General features: G+C 34.7%; 14 protein-coding genes. 12 read left to right on the forward strand and 2 right to left on the reverse strand.

The window, feature by feature from the left end:
* Positions 1 to 12: 12 nt before the first annotated feature.
* Positions 13 to 2250 (forward strand): ATP-binding protein, encoded by a 2238-nt coding sequence (locus CJ739_RS03790; protein ID WP_117172715.1) that lies wholly within the window; start codon positions 13 to 15, stop codon positions 2248 to 2250.
* Here the strand turns inward: CJ739_RS03790 and lpxK are convergent.
* Positions 2247 to 3251 (reverse strand): tetraacyldisaccharide 4'-kinase, encoded by a 1005-nt coding sequence (gene lpxK, locus CJ739_RS03795; protein WP_117172716.1) that lies wholly within the window; start codon positions 3249 to 3251, stop codon positions 2247 to 2249. The genes CJ739_RS03790 and lpxK overlap by 4 nt on opposite strands.
* 228 nt (positions 3252 to 3479) lie before the next feature.
* Here lpxK and CJ739_RS03800 point away from each other — a divergent pair, with 228 nt between their 5' ends.
* From CJ739_RS03800 to CJ739_RS03815, 4 genes are all read left to right on the forward strand, one after another.
* Complete coding sequence (locus CJ739_RS03800) at positions 3480 to 4574, forward strand: Nif3-like dinuclear metal center hexameric protein (RefSeq protein WP_117178707.1); 1095 nt, start codon at positions 3480 to 3482, stop codon at positions 4572 to 4574.
* Positions 4575 to 4577: 3 nt separating this feature from the next.
* Positions 4578 to 5360: a zinc ribbon domain-containing protein gene (locus CJ739_RS03805; protein WP_117172717.1), complete on the forward strand. Its 783-nt coding sequence runs from the start codon at positions 4578 to 4580 to the stop codon at positions 5358 to 5360.
* A gap of 263 nt (positions 5361 to 5623) precedes the next feature.
* Complete coding sequence (msrA, locus tag CJ739_RS03810) at positions 5624 to 6280, forward strand: peptide-methionine (S)-S-oxide reductase MsrA (protein WP_117172718.1); 657 nt, start codon at positions 5624 to 5626, stop codon at positions 6278 to 6280.
* Positions 6281 to 6330: 50 nt separating this feature from the next.
* Entirely contained in the window at positions 6331 to 6999 is a 669-nt protein-coding gene (locus CJ739_RS03815; protein ID WP_117172719.1) for a hypothetical protein, read from the forward strand.
* A 119-nt stretch (positions 7000 to 7118) separates the two neighbouring features.
* On the opposite strand, the gene CJ739_RS03820 is transcribed toward CJ739_RS03815, so the two are convergent.
* The gene (locus CJ739_RS03820) at positions 7119 to 7538 is read right to left on the reverse strand and encodes a (4Fe-4S)-binding protein (protein ID WP_117172720.1); all 420 of its coding nucleotides are present in this window, start codon (positions 7536 to 7538) and stop codon (positions 7119 to 7121) included.
* A 116-nt stretch (positions 7539 to 7654) separates the two neighbouring features.
* Between CJ739_RS03820 and kynU the strand changes: the two genes are divergently transcribed.
* The 7 genes from kynU (at position 7655) to CJ739_RS03855 (ending at position 15271) form a co-directional block, all read left to right on the forward strand.
* The gene (gene kynU, locus CJ739_RS03825) at positions 7655 to 8929 is read left to right on the forward strand and encodes a kynureninase (protein WP_117178709.1); all 1275 of its coding nucleotides are present in this window, start codon (positions 7655 to 7657) and stop codon (positions 8927 to 8929) included.
* Positions 8930 to 8957: 28 nt separating this feature from the next.
* Positions 8958 to 10400, forward strand: coding sequence for an FAD-dependent oxidoreductase (locus tag CJ739_RS03830; protein WP_117172721.1), 1443 nt, complete (start codon positions 8958 to 8960; stop codon positions 10398 to 10400).
* 80 nt (positions 10401 to 10480) lie between these two features.
* Positions 10481 to 10882, forward strand: coding sequence for a RidA family protein (locus tag CJ739_RS03835; protein WP_117172722.1), 402 nt, complete (start codon positions 10481 to 10483; stop codon positions 10880 to 10882).
* A 107-nt stretch (positions 10883 to 10989) separates the two neighbouring features.
* Positions 10990 to 12429, forward strand: a complete 1440-nt coding sequence (locus tag CJ739_RS03840) for an aldehyde dehydrogenase (protein WP_117172723.1) — start codon at positions 10990 to 10992, stop codon at positions 12427 to 12429.
* A gap of 54 nt (positions 12430 to 12483) precedes the next feature.
* On the forward strand, positions 12484 to 13266 hold the full coding sequence (locus CJ739_RS03845; RefSeq protein WP_117172724.1) for an SDR family oxidoreductase: 783 nt from the start codon (positions 12484 to 12486) through the stop codon (positions 13264 to 13266).
* Positions 13267 to 13428: 162 nt separating this feature from the next.
* Positions 13429 to 13962 carry a 3-hydroxyanthranilate 3,4-dioxygenase gene (locus tag CJ739_RS03850; RefSeq protein ID WP_117172725.1) on the forward strand — a complete coding sequence of 178 codons (534 nt, stop codon included), beginning with the start codon at positions 13429 to 13431 and terminating at the stop codon, positions 13960 to 13962.
* A gap of 223 nt (positions 13963 to 14185) precedes the next feature.
* Positions 14186 to 15271 (forward strand): amidohydrolase family protein, encoded by a 1086-nt coding sequence (locus tag CJ739_RS03855; protein ID WP_117172726.1) that lies wholly within the window; start codon positions 14186 to 14188, stop codon positions 15269 to 15271.
* Positions 15272 to 15277 lie beyond the last annotated feature (6 nt).

Raw genomic sequence — 15277 nt, forward strand, 5'->3', positions numbered from 1 at the left:
ATATTAAATTAAATGTTCCATATTAAAAACTACATTTATATTGCATTAATGCTTTTAAGCATGACGGTTTCATCGCAAAAAAATATAAGTGATGATCCCGAGTTGCTCCAAAACAGCATTAACTACCACATTTCGCAATCTAAAACCGAGTTGGATGATTTCAACTACTTTAAAGCACAACAAAATCTTGATGAGGCTTTAATCTTAGCCAAACAGTCTGACAACAAAAAAAGTATTGGTATTATTTACGCCATTAAAGGCAGGCTTCAACTGAGTATAGATGAAAGTGATAAGGCTATAAAATCGCTTACAAAAGCCATCGAAGTTCAACGTCTTATAAACGACAACACAAACCTAGGGAATTCTTATAAAATATTTGGCGATGTTTATGTTGCAAAAAAAGATTACAACCAAGCTTTAGATTACTACCGATCTGCAAAGTCAAAGTTTGAAGAAGAAGCATTAAACGCAGAACTAGCAGATGTTCTTTTATGTGAAGGTAAAGCATATTTCAAGTTAAAAAACTATAAAAAAGCCAGAGATATTATAGAACAATCTTTAGCATTAGCCAAAAAAGACGATTTATTAAAAACACAAAGTGAAGCTTTAATTTCCCATAGTTTAGTTCATAACAAGTTAAACAACAACGAAAAGGCATTAACCTATGCTCTTGAAGGTGTTAAACTTGCAGCCAATAATAATTTTACAAGCATTCTTAATAATGGCTATTTGGCTTTAAGCGAGATTTATAATGACATACAGGATTATAAATCGTCAAGAGATTATTTAAGTGCCTATGTTAATCTTTCAGATTCCTTAACTAATTTAAAACGCACAAATTCTTCAAAAGATCAAGAAACACAATATCTTTTAAATGATGCTCTAGAGAAAAACAACGAAATGTTTCAAAAATTAGAGAAAGCGGAAGACGATAATAGTTTAAGCACCCTCATTTCAATTTTAAGTGTTGCCTTAATTACCATCTTATCTTTATTAACGCTGTCGCTTTACAAGAACAACAACATCAGGCTAAAAACAAATAATATGCTTCATAAAAAAAATGGAGAGCTTATTATTGCCAAAGAAAAAGCAGAATTAGCATCAAAAACCAAAGCAAACTTTCTATCTACTGTAACGCATGAGTTAAGAACACCGCTATATGCCGTAACTGGATTAAGCAATATGTTACTAGAAGAAAACCCCAAACCAGAACAAGTTCAGCATTTAAAATCGCTAAAATTTTCGGGTGATTACTTACTGACCTTTATTAACGATATTCTTCAGATTAATAAAATTGAAGCCAATAAGGTAGACGTTGAGCCGGAACCGTTCAATCTAAAAAAGAAAATAAACAATATCATTTTAGCCTTAAATAATTCGGCACAAGATAATAACGTTAATATTCATTTTGAATATGACAAAAATTTACCGGAAAACTTTATAGCCGACCAACTAAAAATATCTCAAATACTTATCAATTTAATAGGAAACTCCATCAAGTTTACCAAAGACGGTGATATCTGGATTAGAATTTACAAAATTGGCGAGAAAGGCAAAACTTACACCTTACGTTTTGAAGTTGAAGATAATGGTATTGGTATAAGCCAAGAAAAACAAGACAATATGTTTGAAAGTTTTTCTCAAGGCTCTATTCAAATCAACAGAAAATATGGAGGTACAGGCTTAGGACTTTCCATAGTAAAAGGCTTAATAGATATTTTGAAAGGAAAAATATATGTAAAAAGTGAGCTTGAAAAAGGCACAACATTCTATTTTGAAATCCCTTTAGAATACACCTCTATTGAAGAAGCCAAAGAAACCAAAGCAAAATATTTTAGTGGTAATACCAGTGATTTAGATTTAACAAATGTTAAGATCCTGGTGGTTGAAGATAACAAAATCAACCAAATGATTACCAAAAAGATTTTAACCAAGATGTCTCTTAAATGCGATATTGTAGATAATGGTGAAGATGCCGTTGATATGATTAAAACCAATAAATACGATATTGTGTTAATGGATATACACATGCCTGGTATTAGCGGTATTGAAGCTACAAAAATTGTGCGATCGTTCGACAAAGAACAAATCATTTTTGCCTTAACCGCTGTTACCATTGAAGATAAAATGCACGAATTTGAAGAAGCTGGTTTTACAGATATTATTCCAAAACCATTTAAACAAGAAGAGTTTGAGAAAAAACTTTACAATGCATTGGCTTCAAAAAGCAACAGTTCTACAACAACTTAACAAGTAGCAAAATCTTTTATAAGCTTATTTAAAATAGGCGCGTTGCTTATTGTAACAGTAATGGGCAAATAAAACAATTTGTCTTTTAAAGTTTCATGTTGTTTTAATCGCATAAAGTCCTTTTCGGTAGTTAAAATAAGCTCTTTTTTCTCTAAAGCTAAAATATCCTGTTGCGTAAACTCATAGTGGTCTTTAAAGTTTAAATGCTCGAATTGCAACCCTTTTTTATTTAAAAATTCGACCAGCGGATTTGCATTCGCTATACCAGTTACCAAAGTAAAATTAGTTACAACATCCAAACTTTTTTTGCTTGCTGATGAAATAATATCGTTTGAATAGTTTATTGAACTAAAAAAAACTTGCTGATACACTTCTGGAGCTATCTTCTTTAAAAAATCACTTTGTGCTTCGCTGCTAAAATTATCAGGGCATTTGGTAACCACAATAATGTCTGCTCGCTTTGCACCACTTCGAGGCTCCCGTAAATTACCTGTTGGCAAAACATAATCAGAAAAATACGGATTGCTATAAGTAGTAAGCAAAATATTCAACCCCGCTTTTACTTTTCTATGTTGAAAGGCATCATCTAATAAAATAACCTTTGGTGCATTATCAAGTTGTTTTAATTGTTTAATACCATGAGCTCTATCGGCATCAACAGCCACAAGAATATCATTTTTGAACTTATTATAAAATTGAAATGGCTCGTCTCCAATAGATTCTGCAGTAGAAAATTCATTTGCTAATTGAAACCCTTTTGTCCTTCGTTTATAACCTCTGCTTAACGTAGCAACTTTACAATCATCCTTCAACAAATCAATTAAATATTCAATCATGGGTGTTTTTCCCGTTCCACCAACGCTTAAATTCCCAACACATATCACAGGAAAACTATATGAAATCGATTTTTTTATGCCCAAATCATACAACCTATTTCTTAAACTGGTTATCGCATAATATACAGGCACAAAAGGAAACGATATATTTCTAATTAATTTCATCAGTTTTTATCCATTTGTTTTTAATTGTCAGATGGAATACGCTTTATAATTATCTCCGTATGTGAATGTAGTTCTCATAGGTGTTTCATCTGTTTATATATTTATTCCTTTTCAAAGGCCAAATACAACATCTAATATAATAAATCTTATACGCTACCAAATTTATAGTTAGAGATGTTTCATCTTAGCGAAAATAATATTTTATCTTTGATACAAACAAATTTATTCATGATTGTTCAAGACGTCATTAATCATTTAGAAGAATTAGCACCTTTAGCTTACGCCGAAGATTTTGACAACGTAGGGCTTTTAGTTGGCAACAAAAACGCAAAAGTAACAGGTGTTCTGGTTACTTTAGATACACTTGAAGCTGTTGTAGATGAAGCCATCAACGAAAAGTGCAACCTTATTGTAAGCTTCCACCCCATTATTTTTAAAGGCCTAAAAAAATTAACGGGCAAAAGCTATGTAGAACGTGTGGTTATGAAAGCCATAAAGCACGACATTGCCATTTACAGCATACATACCGCTTTAGACAATACCATACAAGGTGTGAACGACATGATTTGCAACATATTAGGACTAACAAACAAACACATCCTTATTCCGCAAAACGAAACCATCAAAAGATTAACCACTTACGTCCCAAAGAATGAAGCAGAACAACTTAGAACGGCTTTATTTAGTACTGGCGCAGGTGCAATTGGCAATTATTCTAACTGTAGTTTTAACGTAGAAGGCTACGGCACTTTTAAAGGCAATGAAAACACCAACCCCACAAAAGGCAACAAAGGCAGTTTACATACAGAAGCTGAAACAAAAATTTCCATCACATTTCCTAAGCATTTAGAATCTCAAATAATTCAAACTTTATTTAAGGCCCATTCCTATGAAGAAGTAGCCTACGAGGTAACCACTTTAGAGAATAAAAATCAGCAAATTGGCATGGGAATGATTGGTGAATTAGATGATTCTATGGAAGAATTAGAGTTTTTATCCTTTTTAAAAGATAAAATGAACACCAAATGCATTAGGCATTCATCATTTTTAAATAAAAAAATAAAAAAAATTGCTGTATTGGGTGGCTCTGGCAGTTTTGCCATAGAAGCCGCTAAAGCCGCTGGTGCTGACGCTTTTATAACTGCCGACCTAAAATATCACGACTTTTTTACTGCCGAAAACAGCATTCTTTTAGCCGATGTTGGACATTATGAAAGTGAGCAATTCACAAAAAATCTTTTAGTAGCATATCTTACAAAAAAAATTACTAATTTTGCAATCATTTTATCAAAGACAAATACAAATCCTGTTAAGTATTTTTAAAGTATGGCCAAAACTAAAGAATTAACTGTTGAAGAGCGTTTAAGAGCGTTATACGATTTACAACTTATCGATTCTCGTATAGACGAAATAAGAAATGTTCGTGGAGAACTTCCATTAGAAGTACGCGATTTAGAAGATGAAGTTGCTGGACTAACCACTAGATTAGAAAAATTAGTTTCAAGTTTAGAAGTAGTAGATAATGATATCGTTTCTAAAAAGAATCAAATTGAAGAGTCTAAATCTTTGATTAAAAAATATAGCGAGCAACAAAAAAATGTTAGAAATAACAGAGAATTTAATTCTTTAACAAAGGAAGTTGAATTTCAAGAATTGGAAATTGAATTAGCCGAAAAACACATTAAAGAATTTAAAGCCCAAATAGAGCAGAAAAAAGTTGTTATTTCTGAAACTAAAGATCGTTTAAAAGAGCGTGAAAATCACTTAAAGCACAAAAAAGGTGAATTAGACGCTATTTTAGCAGAAACTGAAAAAGAAGAACAGGCTTTAATTGGAAAATCTAAAGAATACCAAGAGCAAATTGAAGAGCGTTTGGTTGCTGCTTACAACAGAATTCGTAAAAATGTAAAAAATGGCTTAGCAGTTGTACCTATTGAAAGAGGTGCTTCTGGAGGATCTTTCTTTACTATTCCACCGCAAATCCAAGTTGAAATTGCAGCTCGTAAAAAAGTTATTACCGATGAGCATAGTGGTCGTATTTTAGTAGATGCGCAATTAGCTGAGGAACAAAAAGAAAAAATGGAAAAATTATTTGCTAAATTAAGCTAAGTAATTGCAACAATATAGTTTAAAGCCTTCACCAAACGTGGAGGCTTTTTTATTTTATGGTTTTTGGGTATTTTTTTTAAGGTCTTGGAAATTTATTCGTCTAACAGGATAAAATATGAAATCGCCATTAACGAGTTGTTTGTTGCAAACACCAACAAATAAAGGCGATACCATATATATGAAACACCCATAAAAATGGCATTCACACACACGAAGGTGATTATTCAGGGTGTTCTATCTGATCAAATTAAAACAATAAATAGATGAAAAATATAATTCTAGCGGTATGTACTGTAATATTGTTTAGCTGCCAAAACAACGCACAAGCAAACAAAAACCAAAAAGCTATTGTTAATGCAACCCCAATAGAAGTACCTATAAAGAACGAAAAAGCCAAAGCTTATTTTGCTAGTGGTTGTTTTTGGTGTGTTGAAGCGATTTATGAAAGCGTAAAAGGTGTAAACGAAGTAATCAGTGGTTATTCTGGTGGCCACACTAAAAACCCGACTTATGAGACTAGCAATACGGGTAAAACAGGACATGCTGAAGCCGTTGAAGTTATCTATGACCCAAAAATTGTAAGTTTTGAAACCTTAGTTGATATTTATTTTGGCTCACAAGACCCAACACAAGTAAACGGACAAGGTAACGACCGTGGTTCACAATACCGTTCTATCATTTTTTATCAAAATGAGGAGCAAAAACAAATCATTCTTAAAAAGAAAGACGCACTTGCTAAAAAATTAGATACCACCATTGCTGCCGAAGTATATCCGTTTCAAAAATTTTGGGTAGCCGAAGCGTACCATCAAAACTACGAGCGTCTTCATCCAAATAATAGCTATATTCAAAATGTTTCTGTTCCACGATTAAACAAATTCAAAGCTAAATTTCCTCAACTAATAAAAGATACACATTAAGTTATTCCTGTTAACTTACTTGTTTTTTATCTTTACTAAAAATCTTAGTCATGAAGAAATCAATAATCTTACTTATTATTTTGATTACAAGTGTTTCTTGCAAACATAAGCAAGAAACTAAAGTCGCTGAAAAAGAAGTTTCAATATCTGAAAAAATTGCCAAAGCCAATGGGTTTGAAAACTGGAAGAACGTAGCCCAAATAAACTTTACATTTAATGTTGATAAAGACACCACCCATTTTGAACGCTCATGGTCTTGGAAGCCCAAAACTGGTGATGTGACCTTAATTTCCGGGAAAGACACGATTTCTTATAACAGAAAATCTGTTGACAGTATATCTTTAAAAGCAGATAAAAGCTTCATCAATGATAAATTCTGGCTATTAGCTCCTTTTCAATTAGTTTGGGATTCTGGCGCTACCATTTCTGAACCTATTACTGAAGAAGCTCCAATAAGTAAAACCCAACTGAATAAAATAACATTAACATATCCTAACGAAGGTGGCTACACCCCTGGGGATGCTTATGATTTTTATTTTGGTGATGATTTTATAGTTAAAGAATGGATTTTTAGAAGAGGCAATGCTAAAGAACCAACCATGATGACTTCTTGGGAAAATTATCAAGATTTTAATGGTGTAAAAATAGCTTTAGAACATAAAAAACCAGAAGAAAACTGGAAACTGTACTTTACGGCTGTTGAAGTTAAAATGAATTAATTTTTAATGCTTAAAAAAATCCAAATTAATTTTTGAGGCGTATATATAATAAGAATATTCCGCGTTATGCGTCTCTATATATTCAAAGAGTTTCAGTTACTAACTTGAAACTCTTTTTTTTATCCAATAAAATTTCCTGTGGTATGTGCTCCATCACAAAAAGGTTTATTATTTGAAGCACCACATCTGCAAAATGCCGTTGTTTTATTTTTAATTTCTTTTCTACCATCTTTATGGGTTACATGAAGCGTTCCGTAAACTAAAAGTGGACCATTTTCCAACACTTCAACCTTAGTTTCCAAAACCTCAGCACTTTTATCTGTTTCATTGTTCATATAAAAACCCAAAGCTCCTGAAGGACATGCTTTTACTTGTTTTATTAAAGCCTCTGTTTTAGCTGCATCAATTTTTATCCAAGGACGCTCTCTGGGTTGAAAGACCTCCGGCAATCCTTTGGCACAAATAGCCGAATGGATGCATTTTTCAGCATCCCAAACGATGGTTACTTCGCCGTTTGTATATTCTTTTATCTTGCTCATATCTAAATATTTTTATTAAATATACAAAAAATGCTTCGGTAAATTAAGTCATATTCTTAACTTCATTCCTAACTTTAGAATTCTTATTTTTGTTAGAAACCAAAAACCAACACACCTTGTCAAACTATAAATTAGGACTCGATTTTGCTTTAGAACAAGATCAAAAAGACGTGTTATCTTCGTATAGAAATCAATTTCACATACCAAAAGACAAAGATGGAAGTGATTGTATTTACATGACCGGAAATTCGCTTGGACTACAACCCAAACAAACGAAAGCTTATATAAACCGAGAACTTGAAGATTGGGCAAATTTGGGAGTGGAAGGCCATTTTAAAGCTAAAAACCCATGGTTACACTATCACGAATCTTTAGGTGAACACATGGCAAAAATAGTTGGCGCAAAACCCATTGAAGTGGTAGTTATGAATACTTTAACGGCAAACCTTCATTTTATGATGGTGTCTTTTTACCAACCCACTAAAACACGTTATAAAATTTTAATTGAAGCCGATGCTTTCCCTTCAGATAAATATGCGGTAGAATCGCAATTGCGGCATCATGGTTTTAATGACAAAGAAGGATTGGTTCTTTGGAAAGCGTGCCAAGATAGCGAATTAGCCAATTATGACGATTTAGAAGCGATTTTAGAAACTCAAGGCAACGAGATTGCACTCATTTTAATTGGCGCTGTAAATTATTATACAGGGCAGTATTTTGATTTGAAATACATAACACAACTTGGTCACAAACACGGATGCATGGTTGGGTTTGATTGTGCCCATGGCGCGGGCAATGTAGCACTCAATTTACACGAATCGGGTGCCGATTTTGCAGCTTGGTGTACCTATAAATATTTAAACGCTGGCCCAGGAAGCATTGCAGGTTGTTTTGTGCACGAACGGCATGCACATAACAAAAACCTCAACCGGTTTACAGGTTGGTGGAGCCACAATAAAGAAACCCGTTTTAAAATGCGCGATGCGTTCGACCAATTACCCGGTGCCGAAGGATGGCAACTCAGTAACCCACCAATTTTATCAATGGCAGCTATAAAAGCGTCTTTAGAAATTTTTAATCAAGTTGGTATTGAAAAACTGACTCAAAAATCTAAAAAACTTACGGGCTATTTTGAGTTTTTGTTAAAGCAGTTGGGAGAGGATACCATTCGAATTATTACACCAAACAACCCTGAAGAACGTGGTTGTCAACTTTCAATAGCCGTAAAAAATGCCAATAAATCATTGCATAACAAATTAACCGAAGTAGGCGCTATTTCCGATTGGCGCGAACCCAATGTGATTCGTTGTGCACCTGTTCCATTGTACAATTCGTTTCAAGACGTGTATCATTTAGTGGAACGTTTAAAGATAATATTAAATAACCAATAAAATCCTACACTCAACCAAACAAAACTCTATGAATAAACAGAACAAAAAAGTTCCCTCCTTTAGAAAAGGTTTAGGGGAAGTTCAACAAAACGTACTCATAATTGGCGCAGGACTTTGTGGTTCACTTTTAGCCTTACGCTTAGGACAACGTGGATATAATGTGTCGGTTTATGAAAAACGTCCCGATTTACGCAAAGTAAATGTGGATTCTGGGCGCTCTATAAATCTGGCATTTTCAAACAGAGGTAATAAAGCCATGAAATTGGTTGGTATCGAAGATAAAGTAAAAGCGCTTTGCATTCCTATGAATGGTAGAATGCTTCACGACATAGAAGGCAATACCGTTTTTGCACCTTATAGTGGTCGCGAACACGAATACATCAACTCCATTTCACGAGGCCAACTTAACGCCTTGTTATTAGACGAAGCCGAAAAGCACGAAAACGTCAGCATCTACTTCAACAAAAAATGCAAGTCGGTAGACTTCGAAAAAACCACGGCATTATTTCATGACTACGAAACCAAAAATGAATTTATAGAAGATGCCGATATTATTATAGCCACAGATGGTGCCGGTTCCATAATGCGGCAAAGTTACTATTTAGGAAAAAAATTCCTTTTCAGTTTTTCGCAAGATTATTTAACGCACGGCTACAAAGAATTAAGCATTTTACCTGCCGAAAACGGCCGTTACAAAACCCACAAAAATGCATTGCACATTTGGGGAAGAGACGCTTTTATGCTTATTGCACTCCCTAATTTAGATGGCAGCTTTACAGTAACACTTTTTTTGAGCTACGATGAAGGCGCATACAACTTTAACAATCTTACCACCAAGAAACGTATTTTAGAATTCTTTAGCAAATACTTTAAGGATGCTTTGGAATTGATGCCAAACTTGGTCGAAGACTTTTTAAAAAACCCTACCTCACCCCTCGGCACAGTAAAATGTTCCCCTTGGCATTACAAAGGCAACACCCTTCTAATGGGTGATGCTGCCCATGCCATTGTACCGTTTTATGGACAAGGTATGAACGCCTCTTTTGAAGATGTCGTTGAATTCGACAAAGTTTTAGATACCCATAAAGGCAATTGGGAAACCGTTTTTAAAACCTACGAAGCCTCTCGAAAAAAAGATACCGATGCCATTGCAGATTTAGCCATCGATAATTTTCACGAAATGAAAACACATGTAAACCATGCTATTTTTAGAAAAAAACGTAACTTGGAAATGGCTTTGGAGAAGCATTTTCCGAATGAATACGCTTCAAAATATTCTCTGGTAACTTTTAATGAACACATAGGTTACAAAGAAGCCATGTTGCGTGGTCGTGCACAAGACAAAGCCATTTTAAATATGCTAACCGATAATGAATTAGATGTAAATGGCGACTTAAAAATTATTTTGGAAAAAGTAAAAAAAGCAACCGAAGCCATTCTTGAAGATGATAGAATTACGGGATTAATATAGAACTCGTTTAAACTTTTTTAATTGAAGCGAAAATCAGTCATTTTTTTTAGAATGAGTAACCCTTAACGTAAAAAAAAAACATGAGTAAAAATGTAACACCACGGGGGGCGTACCCACACACAAAACGAGCAGGAGATTTTATTTTTGTTTCTGGCACCAGTTCTCGCCAACCAGACAATTCTATTGCAGGTGTTGATGTTATAGACAACATGGGAACAAAACACCTAAACATAGAAACCCAAACCCGCGAAGTACTGCTAAACATCCAAAGAATTCTAGCTAACGAAGGTGCGACTTTAAACGATATAGTAGACGTGACCACTTTTTTAGTAAACATGAATGATTTTGCTGGGTATAATAAAGTCTATGCCGATTTTTTTAGCAAAGAAACAGGACCGACCAGGACAACAGTAGCAGTACACCAATTACCGCATCCCGATTTGGTTGTTGAGATTAAGGTAACAGCTTATAAAAAATTGTAATAAATGAAAGAGTTTCATAAACTTGATGATAATCCTTTTAATTCTTAGAATCATTCATTAAAAATAGTATTAAAGAATCACAAGAAAAGACGCTCAAAAAAGGAAAAATGAAAATCCAAAACTACATAAACGGCAAATTTCACGATCCAATTGACAATAATTGGCTAGACAATTACAATCCTTCTAATGGACAAGTCTATGGACAGATACCTAATTCATCAAGCGTTGATGTAGAAAATGCTTATATCGCAGCAAAATCTGCTTTTCCAAGTTGGTCACAAACCACTTTAGATGAGCGTAGCAGAATCTTAATTAAAATTTCAGAATTACTAGAATCCAATTTACAACGCTTTGCAGAAGCTGAAAGTAAGGACAATGGCAAACCCATTAGTTTAGCAAAATCAGTTGACATTCCAAGAGCAGCTAATAATTTTCGCTTTTTCGGAAACGCCATTACACAATTTGCAAGTGAAAGTCACGAAAGTATTGGACACGATGCCATTAATTATACCTTACGTCAACCTATGGGGGTTGTAGGGTGTATTTCACCTTGGAACCTTCCTCTCTACTTATTTACCTGGAAAATTGCTCCAGCTATTGCTGCTGGAAATTGTGTCGTTGCCAAACCCAGTGAAATCACTCCTATGACAGCCTTTCTTTTAGGAAGTATTTGCAACGAAGCTGGTTTACCCAAAGGTGTTTTAAACATTGTACACGGTTTAGGTTCTACTACTGGGCAAGCCATTGTGGAGCAGCCTAATATTAAAGCCATTTCTTTTACCGGTGGCACAAAAACAGGTGCTCATATAGCCAAAATAGCGGCACCCTTATTCAAAAAATTATCATTGGAACTCGGTGGGAAAAACCCAAACATTATTTTTGCAGATTGCGACTATGATGAGATGTTAAAAACAACAGTACTCGCATCGTTTTCAAATCAAGGACAAATTTGTTTGTGTGGAAGCCGCATTTTTGTAGAAGCTTCCATTTATAAAAAATTTAAAATAGATTTTATAGAAAAAGTAAAGCAACTTAAAGTTGGGCATCCATCAAACGAAACTACGGATGTTGGCGCTTTGGTTTCAAAACAACATTTAGAAAAAGTTTTAAACTATATTGAAATAGCTAAAAAAGAAAACGGCATTGTTTTATGTGGCGGCAACAAAATAGTCATTAAAGATTATGAAAATGGTTATTATTTAGCACCAACCGTTATAGAAATAAATACTAACGATTGCAAAATAAACCAAGAAGAAGTCTTTGGACCTGTGGTAACCATTATGCCTTTTAATACAGAAACCGAAGTTTTACAAATGGCAAACGCGGTAAAATACGGTCTGTCGGCAACCATTTGGACCACTAATTTAAAACGCACCATGAGATTAACGAGCCAACTGCAAACTGGTATTATTTGGGTAAATACTTGGATGCTTCGCGATTTACGCACGCCTTTTGGCGGTATGAAAGCATCTGGAGTGGGTCGCGAAGGCGGTTTTGAAGCATTACGCTTTTTTACTGAAGCTAAGAACATTTGCATAAAATATTGACAATCAAAATTTAAATATGAAATTCCCGCTTCAACAGGAATAAAATATAAAACTATGAACCTAAACCTAAAAAACAAAAACGCCTTAGTTTGTGGAAGCACACAAGGCATTGGAAAAGCAACCGCCATAGCATTGGCTAACGAAGGTGTAAACGTTACTTTAGTTGCTAGAAATAGAGATAAACTAAAACAAACTTTAGCCGAATTACCAAATAGCGAAAACCACAGTTTTATTGTAGCCGATTTTACCAACCCACGAGATGTTCAAGAGAAAACAATAAAGTTTATCGATGAAAACCACGGGTTCCATATTCTTATAAACAACACTGGTGGTCCAAGAAGTGGCGATATTTTAAACGCTAGTTTAGATGAATTTGACAATGCATTTATTATGCATTTAAAATGTAACCACGTTTTGGCGCAGGCCACCATTCCGTTTATGAAAGAAGAAGGCTTTGGTAGAATTATTAACGTTATTTCCACATCTGTTAAAGAGCCTATTCCAGGACTTGGAGTAAGCAATACCATTAGAGGTGCTGTTGGAAATTGGAGCAAAACCTTATCGATAGAAGTAGGTGCTTTTGGCATTACCGTAAATAATGTGCTACCTGGTTTTACCGATACGGAACGCTTAGCCGAAATCATTAAAATCAAAGCAAATCATGAAGGCGCTACGGTTGAAGACATGACCGAAATAATGAAAAGCTACAGCCCTGCAAAACGGTTTGCCCAACCCGAAGAAACCGCCAACGTTATTACATTTTTAGCAAGTGAAGCAGCTAGTTATATTAACGGAATTAACATACCTGTTGATGGTGGAAGAACAAAAAGTTTGTAACTTTATAACTAATAATTCTGCGTGGAAGGATGACTCATTGGTTTATTTTTTCTAAATTAATGAAATCGCGAATGCTTCACATTTGAAGCAAGCCATCGTGTAGCACATAAAGTCCGACCCTCCCGATAGTTATCGGGATAGACACGCCCAAAATATATAAATATGAGCAAACTAGTTTCTCCTTTAAATTTTAAAGCTTGGATTGAAGAAAACCGCCATTTATTAAAACCACCTGTTGGCAATAAAGTGGTTTGGGAAAATGGTGAATTTATTGTCATGGTAGTTGGTGGTCCCAATAACCGAAAGGATTACCATTACAACAAAACCCCTGAATTTTTCTATCAAGTTGAAGGTAATATGGTATTAAAAATTATGGATGGAAATAAACCAAAAGACATCCATATAAACGAAGGCGACATTTACTTGTTACCTGCAAAAGTGCCACATTCGCCACAACGTGCTGCCAATACGGTTGGTTTGGTAATTGAGTATCCACGTTCTAAAAAAATGAAAGACGCCTTAGAATGGTACTGCGAAAAGTGCAACAATTTACTGTATAGAAAGAAATTCAAATTGGATAATATTGAAACCGATATGCCTAAAATTTTTGATAAGTTTTATAGCGATGAAGAAAAACGTACCTGTACCAAATGTACTTACGTCATGGAGCCACCTAAAAAAGTGATTAGTGATTAGTGATTAGTGATTAGTGATTAGTGATTAGTGATTAGTGATTAGTGATTAGTGATTAGTGATTAGTGATTAGTGATTAGTGATTAGTGATTAGTGATTAGTGATTAGTGATTAGTGATTAGTGAAAATATTAAATATATTCGTCGTTACTAGGAAGTATGACGAAGTAATCTTAAAAAAACAGTAAAAGATTGCCGCAACGTAAAAGTCGCTCAATGACAATAAAATGGAAAAACGCAAATTAAGAATTAACGGTCATTCGCACCTACTGCCATATCCAGAGGAAATTCCAGATTTCATGCGTGAAAAAGGCATTTTTTGGGTTGACAAAGACAGAAAATTTATGCTTCAAAAAGATTGGAGCCGACCTGTAACGGATTCTAGTTTTTTTTTAAATGAAAAATTAGAATGGATGGCGCGCTACAATATAGACCATGCTGTGGTTTTAAACCTATCTCAGCTTTATGGTAATGGATTGCGTGTAGAGGAAATGAAACAAGCATTACGCTTTCAAAACGATTTTAATGCACGTATCCAACATGAAAACCCTAGTAAATTTACTTGTGGATTTGTTGTGCATCCTGGTTTTGTGCGCAGTGCCTGTTGGGAGATTGAACGCTGTGTTGAAACCCATGGCATGCAACTACTTTGCCTGCCAACGCATTATATGGATACCATTGGAACCTGGCGTTGTATTTTTGACGAAGAAAACGAGCCTATTTTTGAATTGGCCAACAAATACAATTTAGCAGTTGAAATTCATCCGTATGATGGTGAAAAATTCATTAAGTTAGAAAATACGTCGTGGCGTTTTCACCTTATTTGGATGTTGGCACAATGTGCTGATGCGTACCATTTTTTAACTTTGAATGGTTATCAAGAAAAATACCCTAACATGCGGACTTGTTTTGCGCATGGCGGTCAATTGGCTCAAATAAATTTGGGGAGACGCATTCAAGGGTTTGATGGCAGACCCGATTTATTTGAAGGCAAACACCACCCAAGAAAAGCCGTTGGGCATAAAAATATTTTCTTTGACACCTTGGTGCATGATACTGGTGGCTTACAATTACTAATTAAAAACCAAGGATCTAAACAAGTTTTAATGGGTTTAGACGACCCGTATCCTTTAGGGGAAATGGAAAGCGCCAAACAATCGTCATATCCAGGAAAAATATTAGATTTGGCCATAGAACAAAACATCATAACAGAAGCAGAACGCGACACCATTTGGCAAGACAATGTGATACAATGGCTGTGTGGCGATGATGAAACAGCTAAACAAAAATTAATTAATAGGATTATTAGTTAAATGTCC

The organism is Mariniflexile sp. TRM1-10 (assembly GCF_003425985.1).
Classification (GTDB): domain Bacteria; phylum Bacteroidota; class Bacteroidia; order Flavobacteriales; family Flavobacteriaceae; genus Mariniflexile.

Coding starts and splice junctions, on each gene's coding strand:
- CJ739_RS03790 (WP_117172715.1), top strand. CDS start 13: ATGTTCCATATTAAAAACTACATTTATATTGCATTAATGCTTTTAAGC.
- lpxK (WP_117172716.1), bottom strand. CDS start 3,251: ATGAAATTAATTAGAAATATATCGTTTCCTTTTGTGCCTGTATATTAT.
- CJ739_RS03800 (WP_117178707.1), top strand. CDS start 3,480: ATGATTGTTCAAGACGTCATTAATCATTTAGAAGAATTAGCACCTTTA.
- CJ739_RS03805 (WP_117172717.1), top strand. CDS start 4,578: ATGGCCAAAACTAAAGAATTAACTGTTGAAGAGCGTTTAAGAGCGTTA.
- msrA (WP_117172718.1), top strand. CDS start 5,624: ATGAAAAATATAATTCTAGCGGTATGTACTGTAATATTGTTTAGCTGC.
- CJ739_RS03815 (WP_117172719.1), top strand. CDS start 6,331: ATGAAGAAATCAATAATCTTACTTATTATTTTGATTACAAGTGTTTCT.
- CJ739_RS03820 (WP_117172720.1), bottom strand. CDS start 7,538: ATGAGCAAGATAAAAGAATATACAAACGGCGAAGTAACCATCGTTTGG.
- CJ739_RS03830 (WP_117172721.1), top strand. CDS start 8,958: ATGAATAAACAGAACAAAAAAGTTCCCTCCTTTAGAAAAGGTTTAGGG.
- CJ739_RS03835 (WP_117172722.1), top strand. CDS start 10,481: ATGAGTAAAAATGTAACACCACGGGGGGCGTACCCACACACAAAACGA.
- CJ739_RS03840 (WP_117172723.1), top strand. CDS start 10,990: ATGAAAATCCAAAACTACATAAACGGCAAATTTCACGATCCAATTGAC.
- CJ739_RS03845 (WP_117172724.1), top strand. CDS start 12,484: ATGAACCTAAACCTAAAAAACAAAAACGCCTTAGTTTGTGGAAGCACA.
- CJ739_RS03850 (WP_117172725.1), top strand. CDS start 13,429: ATGAGCAAACTAGTTTCTCCTTTAAATTTTAAAGCTTGGATTGAAGAA.
- CJ739_RS03855 (WP_117172726.1), top strand. CDS start 14,186: ATGGAAAAACGCAAATTAAGAATTAACGGTCATTCGCACCTACTGCCA.